This window comes from Actinocorallia libanotica, assembly GCF_039525175.1.
GTDB classification, from domain to species: Bacteria; Actinomycetota; Actinomycetes; order Streptosporangiales; family Streptosporangiaceae; genus Actinocorallia; species Actinocorallia libanotica.
Window position 1 is genome coordinate 61647 of record NZ_BAAAHH010000028.1, and the last position, 17576, is coordinate 79222.

17 protein-coding genes are annotated in these 17576 nt (G+C 72.2%); 7 read left to right on the forward strand and 10 right to left on the reverse strand.

The features are described from left to right. Positions 1-33 precede the first annotated feature (33 nt). Genes ABD140_RS28485 through ABD140_RS28495 form a run of 3 tightly spaced genes read right to left on the reverse strand, consistent with a single transcriptional unit; the run spans position 34 to position 1528 of the window. Complete coding sequence (locus ABD140_RS28485) at positions 34-549, reverse strand: GNAT family N-acetyltransferase (RefSeq protein ID WP_425544161.1); 516 nt, start codon at positions 547-549, stop codon at positions 34-36. 36 nt (positions 550-585) lie between these two features. Further along, positions 586-969, reverse strand: coding sequence for a PPOX class F420-dependent oxidoreductase (locus ABD140_RS28490; protein ID WP_344244105.1), 384 nt, complete (start codon positions 967-969; stop codon positions 586-588). Positions 970-976: 7 nt separating this feature from the next. Continuing rightward, positions 977-1528, reverse strand: coding sequence for a GNAT family N-acetyltransferase (locus ABD140_RS28495; protein WP_344244106.1), 552 nt, complete (start codon positions 1526-1528; stop codon positions 977-979). Between the two features lie 371 nt (positions 1529-1899). Between ABD140_RS28495 and ABD140_RS28500 the strand changes: the two genes are divergently transcribed. After that, on the forward strand, positions 1900-4368 hold the full coding sequence (locus ABD140_RS28500) for a PASTA domain-containing protein (protein WP_344244107.1): 2469 nt from the start codon (positions 1900-1902) through the stop codon (positions 4366-4368). 13 nt (positions 4369-4381) lie between these two features. Here ABD140_RS28500 and icmF read toward each other — a convergent pair whose 3' ends face one another. Next, on the reverse strand, positions 4382-7588 hold the full coding sequence (icmF, locus tag ABD140_RS28505) for a fused isobutyryl-CoA mutase/GTPase IcmF (protein WP_344244150.1): 3207 nt from the start codon (positions 7586-7588) through the stop codon (positions 4382-4384). A 121-nt stretch (positions 7589-7709) separates the two neighbouring features. On the opposite strand from icmF, the gene ABD140_RS28510 reads away from it, so the two are divergent. Further along, entirely contained in the window at positions 7710-8198 is a 489-nt protein-coding gene (locus ABD140_RS28510; protein ID WP_344244108.1) for a MarR family winged helix-turn-helix transcriptional regulator, read from the forward strand. Positions 8199-8361: 163 nt separating this feature from the next. Beyond that, positions 8362-9366 carry a fatty acid desaturase family protein gene (locus ABD140_RS28515; RefSeq protein WP_344244109.1) on the forward strand — a complete coding sequence of 335 codons (1005 nt, stop codon included), beginning with the start codon at positions 8362-8364 and terminating at the stop codon, positions 9364-9366. Positions 9367-9368: 2 nt separating this feature from the next. Here ABD140_RS28515 and ABD140_RS28520 read toward each other — a convergent pair whose 3' ends face one another. Next, the gene (locus ABD140_RS28520) at positions 9369-9815 is read right to left on the reverse strand and encodes a nuclear transport factor 2 family protein (protein ID WP_344244110.1); all 447 of its coding nucleotides are present in this window, start codon (positions 9813-9815) and stop codon (positions 9369-9371) included. Between the two features lie 82 nt (positions 9816-9897). Between ABD140_RS28520 and ABD140_RS28525 the strand changes: the two genes are divergently transcribed. From ABD140_RS28525 to ABD140_RS28535, 3 genes are read left to right on the forward strand one after another with little or no spacing between them, the layout of a single operon-like run. Beyond that, a complete protein-coding gene (locus ABD140_RS28525) occupies positions 9898-10425 on the forward strand; it encodes a TetR/AcrR family transcriptional regulator (RefSeq protein ID WP_344244111.1) in 528 nt (175 codons plus the stop codon). 42 nt (positions 10426-10467) lie between these two features. Beyond that, on the forward strand, positions 10468-10923 hold the full coding sequence (locus tag ABD140_RS28530; protein ID WP_344244112.1) for a PaaI family thioesterase: 456 nt from the start codon (positions 10468-10470) through the stop codon (positions 10921-10923). A 30-nt stretch (positions 10924-10953) separates the two neighbouring features. Next, positions 10954-11247 carry a YkvA family protein gene (locus tag ABD140_RS28535; RefSeq protein WP_344244113.1) on the forward strand — a complete coding sequence of 98 codons (294 nt, stop codon included), beginning with the start codon at positions 10954-10956 and terminating at the stop codon, positions 11245-11247. Here the strand turns inward: ABD140_RS28535 and fahA are convergent. The 3 genes from fahA to hppD are packed head-to-tail and all read right to left on the reverse strand — an operon-like array spanning position 11237 to position 14732. Continuing rightward, the gene (gene fahA / locus ABD140_RS28540) at positions 11237-12379 is read right to left on the reverse strand and encodes a fumarylacetoacetase (protein WP_344244114.1); all 1143 of its coding nucleotides are present in this window, start codon (positions 12377-12379) and stop codon (positions 11237-11239) included. The two genes, ABD140_RS28535 and fahA, sit on opposite strands and share 11 nt — an antisense overlap. After that, a complete protein-coding gene (locus ABD140_RS28545; RefSeq protein WP_344244115.1) occupies positions 12366-13538 on the reverse strand; it encodes a homogentisate 1,2-dioxygenase in 1173 nt (390 codons plus the stop codon). Before ABD140_RS28545 ends, fahA begins: the two co-directional genes overlap by 14 nt. Before the next feature lie 36 nt (positions 13539-13574). After that, a complete protein-coding gene (gene hppD / locus ABD140_RS28550; protein WP_344244116.1) occupies positions 13575-14732 on the reverse strand; it encodes a 4-hydroxyphenylpyruvate dioxygenase in 1158 nt (385 codons plus the stop codon). A 120-nt stretch (positions 14733-14852) separates the two neighbouring features. Here hppD and ABD140_RS28555 point away from each other — a divergent pair, with 120 nt between their 5' ends. Continuing rightward, positions 14853-15392 carry an Lrp/AsnC family transcriptional regulator gene (locus ABD140_RS28555; RefSeq protein ID WP_344244117.1) on the forward strand — a complete coding sequence of 180 codons (540 nt, stop codon included), beginning with the start codon at positions 14853-14855 and terminating at the stop codon, positions 15390-15392. Here ABD140_RS28555 and ABD140_RS28560 read toward each other — a convergent pair. Beyond that, the gene (locus ABD140_RS28560; RefSeq protein ID WP_344244118.1) at positions 15385-16023 is read right to left on the reverse strand and encodes a hypothetical protein; all 639 of its coding nucleotides are present in this window, start codon (positions 16021-16023) and stop codon (positions 15385-15387) included. The two genes, ABD140_RS28555 and ABD140_RS28560, sit on opposite strands and share 8 nt — an antisense overlap. Then, positions 16011-17408 (reverse strand): selenium-binding protein SBP56-related protein, encoded by a 1398-nt coding sequence (locus ABD140_RS28565; RefSeq protein ID WP_344244119.1) that lies wholly within the window; start codon positions 17406-17408, stop codon positions 16011-16013. The genes ABD140_RS28560 and ABD140_RS28565 overlap by 13 nt, the downstream gene beginning before the upstream one ends. Positions 17409-17576: the final 168 nt, after the last annotated feature.

Consider the following 17576-nt stretch of genomic DNA (forward strand, 5'->3'; position numbering starts at 1 on the left):
GGGGGATCTTCTTCGGCGCCCGCGGCGCGGCCTTCAGGTGAGCTCGTCCGCCAGCAGGTCCATGAGCAGGCAGTCGTGCCAGGTGCCGTCGGGTCCGCGCTCGTACCGGCGCATCACGCCCACCGGGCGGAAGCCGACCTTGCCGTAGGAGGCGATCGCCGCGGCGTTGTCGGCCGCCGGGTCGATGATGAGGCGGTGGTGGCCGTGGTGGGCGATCAGGTGCCGTGCCATGGTGCGCACGGCGTCGGTGCCCAGGCCCCGCCCCCGGATGCCCGGGTCGATGAAGACGTCGAGCCCCGCGCTGCGGTAGTCGGGGTCCTTCTCCTGGTACCACTGGATCGCCCCGGCGACCCGGCCCTCGTAGAGGATCGCGAACACCTCGACGTCCGGATCGTCCAGGCCGGCGCGCACCTCGGCCTCCAGGGACGCGCGGTCGGCGCCGCCGCCCCACCAGCGCCTGATCTCCGGCTCGTCCCGGATGGCCGCCAGCCGCGGCACGTCGTCCCCGGTGGCCGGGCGCAACGTCACCCTCTCCCCGCGCAGGTCCATCTTCCCCCCCCCGGAAAAGTCCTGCCCGCAGGGCCCTCAGGAGAGTCTGATCCTGATGCCCACGGTGCCCTCGTCGCCGCGTCGGAGGCGGCTGCCGAACAAGGTCAGCGTACCCATCAGGCCGTATTTGCTGCGGATGAGCGTGCGGTAGACGGCGGTGTCCTCCTGGCTGCACACCTCGGCCGTGCCCGGCAGCGCCTCGCCCGTGGGGTTGCCCCGCACGTCGCAGGGCGCCACCAGCACGTCGGGGCGGTTGCGGACGCGTTTGACCTTGCCCGAGTCCGCCACCGTCCAGACGCCCAGCGCGTCGCCGTCCCTGACGACCCACACGGGGGTGGGCACCGCCCGCCCGTCCTTGCGGTAGGTCGTCACCAGCACGTACTTCTCGCTCGCGAGCCGTACCAGCGGAGATTGATCCATCTCCGCATCATAGATCCCCCCGGTCGGCGGCCAGCCGGGCGTGCAGGTGGGTGTCGTGCAGCAGCCCGTCGCCGCCGCGGAACGCCGCGCGGTGCACGCCCTCCAGCAGGTAGCCGTTCTTCTCGGCGACCCTGCAGGAGGCGTCGTTGCCCACCGAGTGCGCCAGCGTGATCCGCTCCAGGCCCAGGACGCCGAACGCCCAGCCGGTGACGCAGCGGACCGCGGTGGTGGCCGCGCCCCTGCCGCGCGCCCAGGGGGCGACGCGGTAGCCGATCTCGGCGGCGGAGTTCTCCGCGTCGAGGTCGAAGACCATGACGTGGCCGGCGTACCGCTCGGTGGTGGACTCCAGGATCGAGAAGACGGCCCTGCCCTCCCAGGCGGCCCACTCGCGCAGCTGCCCGCGCGCCTCCTCCTCGGTGGACATCCGGTTGAGCCTGGGGGTGTACAGCCGCACCTCCGGGTCCGCCGTCAGCTCCAGCAGGTCGGCGGCCTCGCTCTCGCGGGGCGGCCTCAGGTGCCACAGTCCGGCGGTGATCTCGGTGCGCTCGATCTTCTCCACGTCAGGGATTGTGCCACCACCGCCCGGTTCGGGGTCGGGCGTCGACCTCCGGGAGAATTGCGGTTCACCCTACGAGCATTTCTTCCGCCTTTCTGTGAGCAAATAATGACCTGCACGACATCACCGTCGATAATCTCCGCGACGAGTCACGAGAAAACGCCGCGCTCCCCCGGTCACCGCCTCGCCGCCCAGCCATACCTGCATGTCAGACACTACAGACAAAGCGGAACTATCATGACTCGTACGATTCGCAGGAATACGTAGTCAGATGATCCAATGCCCGCGAAAAACACGGCGCGGAATCACGGATCTCTTTCGCGGCGCCCCGCCCACGGCCCTATTTTGAGAGGTCGCTAGAAGGAGGCAGCGGCATGTCGTCGACGACCACACGGGGCTGGCAGATCCCGGGTTACACCGAGCTCGGGGAACTGGGCTCCGGCGCGTTCGGGCGGGTGATCCTCGCCGAGCGCAAGGAGGACCGGGAGCAGGTCGCGGTGAAGTACCTGTCGGAGCCGCTGGTCACCGACGAGCGGTTCCGCTCGGAGTTCCGGGCCGAGGCGCGGCTGCTGTCGGGCCTGGACTCCCGCCACGTGGTGCGGCTGCGCGAGTACGTCGAGACCCTCGACGGGGCGGCCATCGTCATGGACTTGGTCGACGGGGTGTCGCTGCGCCAGCTGCTGGACCGCAGCGGCGCCACCGTCCCCGAGGCGGCGCTGGCCGTCCTCAAGGGCTCGCTGCTCGGGCTGGCCGACGCGCACGCCGCGGGCGTCGTCCACCGCGACTACAAGCCCGAGAACGTCCTGGTCTCCAAGGCGGGCGTCTCCACCCTGGTGGACTTCGGCATCGCGGTGCGCTCGGGCAGCAGGCCGCGGGCCGCCGGGACCCCCTCCTACATGCCGCCGGAGTTGTGGGAGAACGGGACCGCCATCCCCGCGGGCGACATCTACTCGGCCACCGCGGTGTTCTTCGAGTGCGTGACCGGCCGCCGCCCCTTCCGCGCGCCCTCCATCGAGGCGCTGGCCGTGCAGCATCTGAAGGCCGCCATCCCCGACAAGGACGCGCCGGGGCCGGTGCGCTGGCTGATCCGGCGCGGGCTGGCCAAGGACCCGGTGGAGCGCCCGCAGAGCGCGGTGGCCTTCGTCGAGGAGCTCCAGGTGGTCGCCGAGGCCGCCTACGGCAAGGAATGGGAGCACCGCGCCCTGGTCTTCCTGGCCTCCGCCGTCGCCACCGCGCTGAGCACCCCGGAGCAGAACCACACGGTGCCCGAGATCGGCGGCCCCGGCCAGGTCTCGCACGTGGTGACCCGGCTGCGCTCCGTCCGGCGGCGGCCGTCCCTGTCCGCCCTGCCCGTCCTGTCCTACCGGCCGTCCCGCGCCGTCCTCGGCAGGACCGCCGGGGTCGTCCTCGTGGGCGGGGCGCTGGTGGGCGGGGTGCTGGTCGCGGTGAACGACTCCGAGTCCACCGACCGGCGGTCCCAGCCCGCCCCGACCTACACCAGCACCGACGAGGTCAAGCCCCCGCCCGCCGCCGCGCCCGCCGCCGCCCCCGGCCGCACCACCACGGTGCCCGCCGTCGTCGGGCTGGGCCAGATCACCGCGCTGCAGCGCGTCCGGGAGGCGGGGCTGGTGGCCCGGGTCGAGGGCGCGGACTCCCGGCGGCCGCCCGGCACCGTCATCGCCTCCACCCCCCGCTCGGGCGCGCGGGTTCCGCGGGGCTCCACGATCGTGCTCACCGTCGCCCAGGTCGCCCCGGGCGAGCAGGTGAGCATCCCGCCGATGCGGGGGCTCACCTACGAGGAGGCCGTCAGCGCGCTGAAGACGCTCAAGCTCGTCGCGGCCTGGACCGTCAAGGAGACCGACGAGGTCAAGCAGGGCCTGGTGCTCGCCACCGACCCGCCGGCCGGGAGGCTGCTCGACCAGGGCGGCCGGGTGCTGCTCACCATCGCCAAGGCGCCGCCCCCCGCCAAGGTCAAGCTCCCCGACCTCGCCGGCAAACCGGTCGAGGAGGCCGAGGCGGCGCTGCGGAAGCTGGACCTGAAGGTCTCCCGCACGCCGCAGGAGACCCGCGAGCACCCGCCGGGGCTGGTGCTCTCCAGCACGCCGAACGCGGGCTCGACCGTCACCGCCGGATCCACGGTGTCCCTGGCCGTCTCCCTGGAACCCGACCAGGTGCTGGTGCCCGACGTCACCGGGCTGACCCCCGCGGAGGCCTCCGCCGTGCTGCGCCGCGCCGACCTCGGGATGCTCCGCACGACACGCGAGACCTCGGACGTGCCCGAGGGCCGGGTCGCCGCCTCCACCCCCGCCGCCGGACGGCCGGTCGACCCGGGCAGCCGGGTGACCGTCCACGTGGCGCGGGCGCCCCGCGTGCAGGTGCCGTCGGTGCGCGGGCTGGGCTGGGAGGAGGCGGCGCGGCAGCTGAGCACGGCCGGGCTCGAACCGGTGCGCCACCCGGTGCCCAGCGACCTGGCCGAGGGCACCGTGCTGGGCACCGACCCGGGGGCGGGCGCCCAGGTCGCGCCGGGCTCGCGGGTGACCGTCGACGTCGCCAGGCCCGTACCCGTGACGGTGCCGGACCTGACGGGACTGGGCGCCCAGCGCGCCCGCGCCGTGCTCCGCCACCGCAACCTGGTCGGCCAGGCGAACGGCGAGGACTGCGCGGGCTGCACCGTCAAGGGGCAGTCACCGGCCGCGGGCACGGCCGTGCCCAAGGGCACGACCGTCACCTTCACGCTGGCCGCGCCGCCACCCTCGCCCAAGCCCGAGCCCAAGCCCGAACCCGAGCCCACCAGGGAGCCCAAGCCCTCGGAGGCCCCGCCGGCCACCGAGCCCGCCGGCTGACGGGCGGCCGCGGTCAGACGTTGCGCCGGTACTGGCCGCCCACCTCGAAGAACGCCTCGGTGATCTGCTGGAGGGAGCAGACGCGGGAGGTCTCCATGAGCTCGGCGAAGACGTTGCCGCCCTCGCGGACCACCTGCTTCAGCCGTGCCAGGGCGGCCTCGGCCTCCGGCCGGCGGCCGTCCTGGAAGGAGCGCACCCGCTCGAGCTGCGAGCGCTTCTCCTCCTCGGTGGCACGCGCCAGCTCGATGACGGGCGGGGAGGCCGGGGCGTCGGGGGCGCGGAAGGTGTTGACGCCGATGATCGGCAGCGTCCCGTCGTGCTTGCGCTGCTCGTACAGCAGCGACTCGTCCTGGATGCGGCCGCGCTGGTAGCCGGTCTCCATCGCGCCCAGCACGCCGCCGCGCTCGCTGATGCGGTCGAACTCGGTCAGGACGGCCTCCTCGACGAGATCGGTGAGCTGGTCGATGACGAACGAGCCCTGCAGGGGGTTCTCGTTCATCGCCAGGCCCCACTCCCGGTTGATGATCATCTGGATGGCCAGGGCCCGGCGCACCGATTCGGTGGTGGGGGTGGTGACGGCCTCGTCGTAGGCGTTGGTGTGCAGGCTGTTGCAGTTGTCGTAGATGGCGATGAGCGCCTGCAGGGTGGTGCGGATGTCGTTGAAGTCCATCTCCTGGGCGTGCAGGGAGCGGCCCGAGGTCTGGACGTGGTACTTCAGCTTCTGGGAGCGCTCGCCGGCGCCGTAGCGCTCGCGCATGGCCACGGCCCAGATACGGCGGGCGACGCGGCCGAGGACGCTGTACTCGGGGTCCATGCCGTTGGAGAAGAAGAACGACAGGTTCGGCGCGAAGTCGTCGATGTCCATGCCGCGCGCCAGGTATGCCTCGACGTAGGTGAAGCCGTTGGCGAGGGTGAAGGCGAGCTGGCTGATGGGGTTCGCCCCGGCCTCGGCGATGTGGTAGCCGGAGATGGACACCGAGTAGAAGTTGCGCACCTGGTTGGCGATGAACCACTCCTGGATGTCGCCCATCATCCGCAGCGAGAACTCGGTGGAGAAGATGCAGGTGTTCTGGCCCTGGTCCTCCTTGAGGATGTCGGCCTGCACCGTGCCGCGCACCGTGGACAGCACGCCGGAGCGCACCTCGGCGGCCTCCCGCTCGTCCGGCTCGCGCCCGTGCTCGGCGCGGAAGGCCTCCAGGCCCTGGTCGACGGCGGTGTTGAGGAAGAACGCCAGGATCGTCGGGGCCGGTCCGTTGATCGTCATCGACACCGACGTCGTCGGCGCGGCCAGGTCGAACCCGTCGTAGAGGGCCTTCATGTCCGCCAGCGTGGCCACCGACACCCCGGAGGTGCCGACCTTGCCGTAGACGTCCGGGCTCTCGCCGGGGTCGCGCCCGTACAGGGTGACGGAGTCGAACGCCGTGGACAGGCGGGTCGCCTCGCCGTCGGCCGAGAGCAGCTTGAAGCGCCGGTTGGTGCGGAACGGGTCGCCCTCGCCGGCGAACATGCGCGCCGGGTCCTCGCCGTCGCGCTTGAACGGGAACACCCCGGCGGTGAACGGGAAGAAGCCGGGCAGGTTCTCCGCCCGCAGGAAGCGCAGCAGGTCGCCGTGGTCGGCGAAGCGCGGCAGCGCCACCCGCGGGATCGGGTTGCCCGACAGGGACTCGCGGGTCAGCGCCACCCGCACCTCCCTGCCGCGCACCGTGAAGACGTGCTCGTCGCCGGTGTAGGAGGCGGCGCGCGCGGGCCACTCGGCCAGGAGGGCGGCGCACTCCGGCGCGACGTCCTCCTCCGCCGCGGCGATGAGCTCCTCGACCTGCCCGGCCGCGTCCGCTCCGGCGGCCTCCAGCGCGGCCCGCGCGGTGCCCAGGTGCTGGACCCTGCGGACGGCCTCGGCCTGCCGCTCGGTCGCGGCGTGGTAGCCGCGCACGGTCTCGGAGATCTCCGCCAGGTAGCGCACCCGGGCGGGCGGGATGATCTGCGCGGTGCGGGTGCTGGCCTTGACCTCCACCCGGGGCAGCACGCCTTCGGCGACCGGCAGCCCCTTGTCGGCCAGCAGCCCCAGCAGGTGCTGGTAGAGGGCGGTGACGCCGTCGTCGTCGAAGGTCGCGGCGCTGGTGCCGAAGACCGGCATGTCCTGGGGCCGCGCGCCGAAGTCCTCGCGGTTGCGGATCATCTGCCGCGCGACGTCGCGCAGCGCGTCGGCGGCGCCGCGGCGCTCGAACTTGTTGATCGCCACCACGTCGGCGAAGTCCAGCATGTCGATCTTCTCCAGCTGCGACGCGGCGCCGAACTCCGGCGTCATCACGTACAGCGAGACATCGACGTAGGGCACGATCGCGGCGTCGCCCTGGCCGATGCCGGGGGTCTCCAGGATCACCAGGTCGTGGGTGGCCCTGCAGGCGGTGACGATCTCCTCGATGTGCTCGGGCAGCTCCCGGCCGCCCCGGGTGGCCAGGGAGCGGAAGAAGATCCGGTCCCCGTCCAGGGAGTTCATCCGGATGCGGTCGCCCAGCAGCGCGCCGCCGCCGCGCCGCCGGGTCGGGTCGACGGCCAGCACCGCGACGCGCAGCTTGTCCTGCTGGTCCACGCGCAGCCGGCGCAGGAACTCGTCCGTCAGGGAGGACTTGCCCGAGCCGCCGGTGCCGGTGATGCCCAGGACGGGCGCCGGGCGGGCCGCGGCGGCGCCGGCCAGCGCGGGGTCCGGCGGCAGGCCCGCCTGGAGGCCGGTGAGGGTGCGCGCCAGCGCGGCGCGGTCCCCCGCCAGCACCGCCTCGGCGGCGGCCGGGGCCCGGGCCAGGTCGACGTCGCACTCGCGGACCAGCTCGTTGATCATGCCGGGCAGGCCCAGGCGCTGCCCGTCCTCGGGGGAGAAGATGCGCACCCCGGCCGCCGACAGCCGCTCGATCTCGGCCGGGATGATCACTCCGCCGCCTCCGCCGAAGACGCGGACGTGCCCCGCCCCCGCCTCCCGCAGCGCCCGGGCCAGGTACTCGAAGTACTCCACGTGGCCCCCCTGGTAGGAGCTGACGGCCACGCCCTGGACGTCCTCCTCCACCGCGGCCGCCACGACCTCGCGCACCGAGCGGTCGTGGCCCAGGTGCACCACCTCGGCGCCCTGGGACTGCAGGATGCGGCGCATGATGTTGATCGAGGCGTCGTGCCCGTCGAACAGCGCGGCCGCCGTCACGAACCGCACCGGATGCCGCGGCCTGTGCATCTCCATCGTGAAGCCTCCGCCTCAGTCGTTCCCAGTAGAGCTTTGAAGTCCAATATTTGGAAGCTAAAATAATTCGGGTGCGGCCGGTACGTCAACCGGCCCCTTCCCCTACGGTGGTGCCGTGTCCTTCGATCCCCTCGCCGAGGCCCACCGCCAGTGGAGCGCCCGCTGGCCCGACCAGGCCGACCACATGGCCGCGGTCACCTCGGTCATGCGCGCCCAGCAGCTGCTGCTCAGCCGCATCGAGAGCCTCCTCAAGCCGCACGGGCTGACCTTCGCCGCCTACGAGGCGCTGCGCCTGCTGGCCTTCAGCAGCACCGGCTCGCTGCCCATGGGCAAGATGGGGCGGCGCCTGCTGGTGCACCCCGCCAGCGTCACCAACGTGATCACCCGGCTGGAGGCGCGCGGCCTGGTCACCCGCGCCCCCGCCCCGCACGACCGCCGTGTCGTGCTGGCCTCCCTCACCCCCGAGGGCCGCGCCCTGGCCGAGGAGGCCACCGAGACCCTGCACCGCGACCGCTTCGCCCTGGCGGAGCTCAGCGCGCGCGACGCGCGGGCCGTCACCGACGCCCTCCACGCGCTGCGCGTCTCCCTCGACGACATCGACTGAGCCCGCCTTCCCGCGGGGCCGCCCCCGGGCCCCCGGACCATCGATACCCGAGAGGGAGGTGTCGACCCCCCTGAGGACCAGACGGCGTTTGGTCCTCGCGACCGGTCCGCTCCCGGCCGTCGGCTCCGTAGCGTCGGGGTCTCCCGCCCCGTTGAGGAGACCCATGACGACGACCGAGTTGCCCCCCGCCCGGACCAAGGGCAGCGACTTCACACCGCTGGCCAGGCAGGTGCGCGAGAGCGGGCTGATGCGCCGCCGCACCGGCTACTACACCGCCTCGATCGCCCTCAACCTGCTGGGCACCGCCGCGGTCTGGGTCGGCGTGGCGATGACCGGCTCGTGGTGGTCGGTGCTGCTGGCGGTCCCGGCCGCCCTGCTGTCGGCGCGGACGGGCTTCCTCGGCCACGACGCGGGGCACAAGCAGATCGCCTCCTCCGCGCGGACCAACCGCAGGCTGGGGCTGCTGCTGGGCGACCTCATGCTGGGCATGAGCCACGGCTGGTGGAACGCCAAGCACAACCTGCACCACGCCCACCCCAACCACGCCGAGCGCGACCCCGACGTCGGCGCGGGCCCCCTGGTGTGGACGCCCGAGCAGGCCGCCGAGCGGCACCCGGCGCTGGCCTGGCTGAGCCGCAACCAGGCATGGCTGTTCTTCCCGATGCTGACGCTGGAGGGCCTGAGCCTGAAGGTCTCCAGCATCGGCGACCTGAAGAACCGCGACCCGCGCGACCGCTGGATCGAGGGCGCCCTGCTCGCCGCCCACCTGGTGGGCTACCTCGCCCTGGCCTTCCTGCTGATGCCCCCCGCCGTCGCCCTGGTCTTCATCGCCGTCCACCAGGCGGTGCTCGGCGTCCACCTGGGCTGCGCCTTCGCCCCCAACCACAAGGGCATGCCGATGCCCGGCCCCGACGACGACTGGGACCACCTGCGCCGGCAGGTGCTCACCTCCCGCAACATCCGGGGCGGCCGGATCACCGACTGGATGCTCGGCGGCCTCAACTACCAGGTCGAGCACCACCTCTTCCCCGGCCTGCCCCGCCCCGCCCTCAGCGAGGTGCAGCCCATGGTCCGCGCCCACTGCGCGAAGCTGGGCCTGCCCTACACCGAGACGGGCCTGATCGACTCCTACGCCCAGGCGCTGCGCCACCTGGACTCCGTCGCCTGACCTCAGGCGACCGGAAGCACGTCACGGCCCCGCTCCCCCTCCGGGCGGGGCCCGAAGATGCGGCGCTCGTCCGCGCGGATGGGCACGTCGTTGATGCTCGCCTCCCGGCGCCGCATGAGGCCCGCCTCGTCGAACTCCCACTGCTCGTTGCCGTAGCTGCGCCACCAGCGGCCCTCGGCGTCGTGCCACTCGTACTGGAACCGCACGGCGATCCTGTTCTCGCCGTACGCCCACAGCTCCTTGCGCAGGGCGTAGTCGCGCTCCTTCTCCCACTTTCGGGTGAGGAACTCCACCACCCCGGCCCTTCCGGTGACGAACTCCGAGCGGTTCCGCCAGCGGGTGTCCGGGGTGTAGGCGTGCGCGACGCGCTCGGGATCCCGGGTGTTCCAGGCGTCCTCGGCCGCCTGGACCTTGGCCCGGGCGGTCTCCTCGGTGAACGGGGGCTGCATGCGCTGCTCCTTCGACGGATAGAGAACGTGCGTTCTCCGGTAGCCTAGAGAACGAACGTTCTCCAAGGCAAGGGCGCAGCACATGGACCAGGCGGACCACGAGACACGCATCCTGGACGCCGCCGAGCGGCTCTTCTACGCCCGCGGCATCCAGGCCGTGGGCATGGACGAGCTGCGCACGGCGGCCGGGGTCTCGCTCAAGCGGCTCTACCAGAGCTTCCCGTCCAAGGACGAGCTGGTCGCCGCCTACCTCGACCGGCGCGACGAGCGCTGGCTGTCCTCGCTGCGCACGTTCGTCGGCGACGGCGGGGTCATCGAGCTCTTCGCCTGGCTGGTCCAGTGGTTCTCGACCGAGGACTTCCGCGGCTGCGCCTTCCTCAACGCCTTCGGCGAGCTGGGCGGACGGGTCTCCCCGCCGGTCCTGCGGCACAAGGACCGGCTCCACGCCCTCCTGCGGGAGCTGGCGGTCCGGGAGGGCGCGCCCGACCCCGATCTGCGCGCCGACCAGCTGCTCATCCTGGTGGACGGGGCGACGGTCACCGCGATGCTGGGCCGCACGAACGCCGCGGGGGCCGCCCTCCGGCTGGCGCTGGCCGACGTGCGAGGATGACCTATCCGATTCGCGGCTTTTGGTAATGAAGCAGGTGACAAGGTGCGCGCTGAGCAGCACGAACCCCTCCCCGAGGGCAGGGCGGAGCTCTGGAAGGAGTTCTTCAACGGGGAGCACAACCAGAAGTTCTTCGCGGGGGTCGTGGGCCTGGTCATCGAGGACGTGCGGGCCGACTACGCGCGGATGCGGCTGCCCTACCGGCCGGAGCTGAACCAGCCGGCGGGCGTGGTGCACGGCGGGGCCATCGCCACGCTCATCGACACCGTCGTGGTCCCGGCGGTGGCCAGCCCCTACGACCGGGTGCCGGTCATGCTCACCATCGACATGCAGCTGCGCTACCTGAGCGCGGCGCGGGAGCGCGACCTGATCGCCGAGGGGTGGATCACGCGGCGCGGCAGGTCCACGGTGTTCTGCCAGGCCGAGGTGCGCGACACCGAAGGCGAGCTGATCGCCGAAGGCTGGCATGTCTATCGGGTGATTCCTGCCAAGAACGGGTAAAACCTCCTCGTCGACGAGGAGGAGGCGGGCGTGCCGGACGGGAACTGGCCATGGATCATCGCGATCGGCGCCGTCGTCGTGCTGGTCACCTTGTACATCGTCGTCCGCGTGCTGGGGCGGCTGCACAGGCTGCGGGGGTTCGTGCGCTCGCCGGACTCCCCCGGCACCGCCAAGGCCGCCTACTACGCGGCCTGGGTGTACGCGCTCAGCCCGATCGACCTGCTGCCCGACCCGATCCTCATCGACGACATCGGCGTCGTCCTGGCCTGCGTCGCGGCGCTGGAGCAGATGGCGCGGCGGCGGCGCGGCGCGCTCAGACCGTGACCGCCGCCGACCTGGCGATCCGCCCGCGCACCGCGCCGAGGAACCGGCCGTCCGGGCCGAGGGCGCGCACCTCCACCTCGTCGCCGTCCTCCAGCCAGGTGCGGACCGAGCCGTCGGGCAGCACGAGGCCCTGCTCCCCCCCGCCGGTCAGCTCGATCAGCGACCCCGCCTGTTCCGGCTCGGGGCCGCTGACCGTCCCGGAGGCCAGCAGGTCGCCGGGGCGCAGGCAGGCGCCGTTGGCGGTCAGATGCGCCAGCATCTGGGCCGGGCTCCAGTGCATGGCGGCGTACGGCGGCCGGGAGACCACCTCGCCGTTCAGCCGCACCTCCAGCGTCAGGTCCAGGCCCCGGTCCTCGCGCTCGCGCAGGTAGGGCAGCAGCGGCGTCCGGCCGGAGGGGGCGGGCACGCGGAAGCCGTCCAGCGCGGCGAGCGGCACCACCCACGGGCTGACCGAGGTGGCGAACGACTTGCCGAGGAACGGCCCGAGCGGCACGTACTCCCAGGACTGCAGGTCGCGGGCCGACCAGTCGTTGACCACGCAGATCCCGAAGACGTGCTCGGCGAAGTCCTCCACGGGCACCGGCACGCCCATCGGGCTGGGCGTGCCGACGACGAAGCCCAGCTCGGCCTCGAAGTCCAGCCGCCGGGTCGGGCCGAAGAACGGCGCGACCGAGCCCTCCGGCCGGAACTGCCCCGACGGGCGGTGGATCTCCGTCCCGGAGGCCACGACCGTCCCGGCGCGCCCGTGGTAGGCGATCGGCATGTGCATCCAGTTGGGGGTCAGCGGATGCCTTCCCGGGCGGAAGATGCGCCCCACGTTGGTGGCGTGGTGCTCGGAGGCGTAGAAGTCCACGTAGTCGGCGACGGTGAAGGGCAGGTGCAGCGTCGCCTCCGACATCGGCACGTACGGGCCGCCCACCCCGGCCAGCAGCGCCTCGCGCACCGTGTGCCACACCTCGGGTCCGGCCACCAGGAACGGGTCGAGGGTGCCGTAGGCGAACAGCGCCGGATGCGGCACGCGCGCCTGCGACAGGTCGAGGATCCGGTTCTCCACCGCGACGCCCACGCGGCGGATCCCGGGCCGGTCCAAGGTGGTGAAGACCCCGTAGGGCAGCGTCTCAGCGTCGAACATTCGTCCATGTCCATGCGTAGTCGGGGTCCGCGCAGGCCGCTCCGCCCTCGCCCAGCTCCAGCGGGGCGAAGGTGTCGACCATCACCGCGAGCTCGTTCACGGCTTCGAGGCCCAGCGCACGTTCACGCACCCCCGGATGCGGGCCGTGGGTGTGCCCTCCCGGGTGCAGCGAGACGGACCCCCGCTCGATCCCCGAGCCCCGGCGTGCCTCGTAGTCTCCTCCGCAGTAGAACATGACCTCGTCGCTGTCGACGTTGGAATGCGCATAAGGGACTGGAACGGCCAGCGGATGGTAGTCGACCTTGCGCGGCACGAAGTTGCAGACCACGAAGTTGCGGCCCGCGAACACCTGGTGGACGGGGGGCGGCTGGTGGACGCGCCCGGTGATGGGCTCGAAGTCGTGGACGCTGAGGGCGTACGGGTACAGGCAGCCGTCCCAGCCGACCACGTCGAAGGGGTGCGTGGCGTGGACGTGGACCGTCCCGCCGCCCCGGTGCCTGACGTGGACCTCCACGTCCCGCCCCTCCCGCAGCAGCGGCTCGGCCGGGGCGCGGAGGTCGCGCTCGCAGTACGGGGCGTGTTCGAGGAGCTGGCCGTACCGCGACAGGTAGCGGGACGGCGGGGCGATGTGGCTCGCCGCCTCGATGCAGTAGAGCCGCACCTGCCCGGACGGGACCCAGCGGTGGATCATCCCCCGGGGAAGCACCACGTAGTCGCCCGGCCCGGCGCTCAGCGCGCCGAACACCGTCTCGACGACCGCCTCCCCCTCTTCCACGTAGACGCACTGGTCGCCGATCGCGTCCTTGTAGAGGGGCGACGGCTCGTCGGCCACGGCGTAGGAGAGGCGCACGTCGGCGTTGCCCAGCAGGACGCGCCGCCCCGTCACCGCGTCCACGCCGTTCTCCCCCTCGGGGAAGAGCGCGTAGGGGCGCAGGTGGCGGGGCAGCAGGGGGTGGTTGCGGCGGTAGTCCTCGGCGGGGGGCTCCCAGGGGCGGGCGTCCGTCAGCGCGGAAGGGCTGTCGCGGTGGTAGAGCAGGGAGGAGTCGGAGCTGAAGCCCTCCTCCCCCATGAGCTCCTCGTGGTAGAGAGACCCGTCGGGGGCCCGGTGCTGGGTGTGCCGCTTGTCCGGGACCTCGCCGAGTCTCCGGTAGTACGCCATGGGCCGCTTCCCTCGTCTCCAGGGTCCGCGCGGGGTCTAGAGGTTCCCCCGTCTCGCCTGCTCCCGTTCGATCGCCTCGAAGAGCGCCTTGAAGTTGCCCTTCCCGAACCCGAGCGAACCATGCCGCTCGATGAGTTCGAAGAAGACCGTCGGCCTGTCCTGCACGGGCTTGGTGAAGATCTGCAGGAGGTAGCCGTCCTCGTCGCGGTCGGCCAGGATGCGCAGCTCCCGCAGTGTGGAGACGGGCACCCGGGTCTCGCCGGCCCACTCGCCGAGGGTGTCGTAGTAGGCGTCGGGCGTCTCCAGGAAGCGCACACCGCGCGCCCGCATCTCCCGGACGGCCGTCACGATGTCGGAGGTCGCCAGGGCGATGTGCTGGACGCCGGGACCGCCGTAGAACTCCAGGTACTCGTCGATCTGCGACTTGCGCTTGCCGAGGGCGGGCTCGTTGAGGGGGAACTTCACCCGGTGGTCGCCGCTGGCGACGACCTTGGACATCAGCGCCGAGTACTCGGTGGCGATGTCGTCGCCGATGAACTCCTTCAGGTTGGTGAAGCCCATGACGCGTCGGTAGAAGTCCACCCACTCGTCCATCTTGCCGAGCTCGACGTTGCCGACGCAGTGGTCGACGGCCTGGAAGTAGTGGCCCGCCGGCTCCGGGACGAGCGGGTCCGCCGGGACGAAGCCCGGCAGGAAGGGACCCGAGTAGCGGGACCTGTCGATCAGGGTGTGGCGGGTCTGGCCGTAGGCCGCCAGGGCGGCCATGCGCACGACGCCGTGCTCGTCGGACAGCTCGTACGGCTCCTCCAGGACGCGCGCGCCCTGGCCGCGGGCGTACGCCACGGCGGCGTCCACGTCGGTGACCTCCAGCGCGAGGTCGCCGACCCCGTCGCCGTGCGCCGCGACCGAGGCGCCGACCTCGGTGCCCGCGCGCACCTCCCCCGTGATGCGGAAGCGGGCGCTGCCCGAGGCCAGGACGTACTCCGCGTGGTCGCGGCAGCCCGTCTCGGGGCCCCGGTAGGCCACGCAGCTCATGCCGAACGCGGTGGAGTAGTAGTGGGCGGTCTGCCGGGCGTTGCCGACGAGGAACCTGACGTGGTCCAGGCTCCGCACCGGGAAGGGATCCGCGGAGAAGTCGTGGGGAACGGCCCCGACGAGGACGTCCTCGTCGACGGGCCTGCTCAGCTGGGTCATCTGGCGCGCCTCCTCGCCCCTCGGATGCCATCACCTTGACTCCGGCCTACCCACGATGACAAGGTTTCCGTCATCAGCTGTACAGAATGGTAAGTAAAAGTCGGTTCAGGTGGTCACAAGATGCCCGATCAGCCAACCACCCTCGACCAGCTCGACATCCGGCTGCTGCGCGCCCTGGCCGACCACCCCCGCGCCGGGTTCCTGGAGCTGTCACGGATCACCGGCACCTCGAGGGTGACCGTCCAGGCGCGGCTGGAGCGGCTGGAGGAGGCCGGCGTCATCCGCGGGCACGCCCCGCAGGTCGACCTGCCGAAGGCGGGCTACCCCGTGCTGGCGTTCGTGACCCTGCAGATCTCGCAGGGCGCGCTGGCCGAGGTCGCCGACCACCTGCGCGCCCTGCCCGCCGTCCTGGAGGCCCACGCCACCACCGGCCAGGACGATCTGCACTGCCGGCTGGCCGCCCCCTCCCACGAGGGGCTCCAGGAGGCGCTGCTGGCGCTCAACCGCATCCCCGCGGTGGTGCGCACGACCAGTGTCATCGCCCTGTCGGAGCTCGTGGCGCCTCGCGTCCTGCCCCTCCTGGAGTCGGTGGAGCGCCCCGAGCCCTCCCGCGTCCCGGCCTTCCGCCGCGACGCCCGCGACGCCCGCGACGTCAGGTAGCCGTGACGAGCGTCGCCGCGCCCGCGCCGATGAGCGCCACCGCCCACACCCGGTCCAGGTTGAACCAGGCGCGCCGCAGGACCGCCAGCCCCACCACCTCGTAGACGATCACGGCCACCGCGCCCGCTGCGGCGAACATCGCCAGCGTGTGCACGCCGGTGACGAAGACCGCCGCGCTGACGGCGTCGCCCGCGCCCGCGCCCAGCCCGTGGTCGTGCGCCCCGCCGCCGCCCTCCATCGAGGTGAGGACGGGCAGCAGCATCAGTCCCGCGCCGTGCGCCGAGGACATGAGGAACGACCAGAAGGCCAGCTGCCACAACGACAGCCGCATCCCGACCCAGCGGAAGTGCCGCTGCGACAGCAGCCTCCACAGTCCGAAGCCCGCCAGCAGCGCCCCTCCCGCGATCGCCACCGCCTGGGTGGCGACCACCGAACGGGTCAGGGAGACCAGCACCGCCACCACCGCGACGGAGGCGGCGTGCCCCGCCGCGATGGCGGGCAGCGACGCCAGCATGCGGGCGCGGGAACGCTCCTGCAGGCCCCGGGCGACCGCGAACAGCCACCCCATGCCGGGATTGAGTCCGTGGAAGGCACCCAGGGCCAGCAAAGACGCGAGGGTCACGGGAAGCAATAAGAGTCGGAGGAGGCGTCGCCGCCCTGGAGCCGCACCTGGTGGGGGCGCCGGCCCCGGAAGTCCTCTCCGTGCGGGAAGAAGCGCTCGTCGAACGTGAACTTCTCGCCCGAGTCGAGCTTGGCGGCCCAGGCTCCCACGCCGTCGGGGTAGAACTGGTCGTCCCAGGAGCCGTACAGGGAGTTGGTGACGTAGACGCGCTTGCCGTCGCGGCTGACCTCGACCATCTGCGGCCCGCCCGCCAGCGGAAGATCGGGCTTCGCCGGGTGCGGAGTGCGGTCGACGATGCCGCCGATGCGCACCGACCCGGCCTCGACGGGGTTGAAGGGGTCGCTGACGTCGTAGCGCTTCAGCTCGCCGGTCCCCCAGGCCGAGACGTACAGGTACTCGTCGTCCACGGACAGGTCGATGTCGGTGATCAGAGGCGGGACGGCGCCGAAGGGGGCGATGACCGGCGGGAGCGAGGCCGGGTCGGCGGGCTCGGCGGGGATGGTGATGACCTTCTTCACCGCGAACTCGGCGCCGTCCTTGTACCAGAGCCACACCGAGGCCGACAGGTCCTCCACGTCCACCACGACGCTCGCGAACCCGTACTGCTTGGTGGGGTCGTGAGCGGGGCGCAGTTCCAGGGCCATCTGGTACTGGTCGCCCAGGTCGATGGTCTGGATGTGGCGGCGCTTGCGCAGGTCGAAGAAGTGCAGGGAGTGCCCGTACTTGCGGCCCAGCAGCAGCTCCCCGACGACACCGTCCTCGATCATCGACGGTGTGCCCCACTCGGACGTCACCAGGACGTCGTGCGCGATGTGCCACCAGAAGTCGTAGGCGAAGTGCTGCGGGCCGCGGTCGACCTCCCAGCGGCCCAGCACCTCGAACGAGGTGTGGTCGAGCAGCGCGATGCCGCCGGGGCCGTCCTCTCCACCGGCCCCGCCGAGCGCGGAAACGTACAGGCCCTCGGGGCCGCAGTGCACGGTGTGGGGGCGGGAGTAGCCGGCGCGCTCGGCCAGCTCCTCGGGCTCCAGGACCTTGACGACCTCCGGTGAGCGCGGGTCGGCCTTGGTGTCGATGACGTAGATCCGCGAGGAGCGCAGGCCGGGGACGATGAGGTAGCGGCGTTCGACGTGCGGGTGGGGGGCGCCGGGGCACAGGGCGCTGCTGCAGGCGTTCCACCCGAAGTGGTGCAGCTCGTCGCCGAGGTGGGGCAGGTCCGTCCAGCCCACGACCCGGCCGTAGGAGGAGGAGTCGGGGTCGGTGTCCAGGACGGCTATCGCGTCGGGTTTCTCGGCCGCGCGGTCGAAGGCGGCGACGTAGGCGAGCTTCTCGGGCGGGGCGGAGGCCGCGTCCCGGGGGGATGGGTAGAAGGTGGGATCGGGCTTCCACAGCGCCATAGGTGGCTCCTCGCAGACGGTTGCGCAGATTCTATACTTTCCCAGTATGGAATACCATCATGGTCCGCGGGGACCTAGGTCCCTGGCGCGCCGGGTAACAGCTCGGTAGTCTTCAATGTCACGCTCCATTTACATCTGCCGGGTAGTGTTGCCCCGCGGGTAAACGAT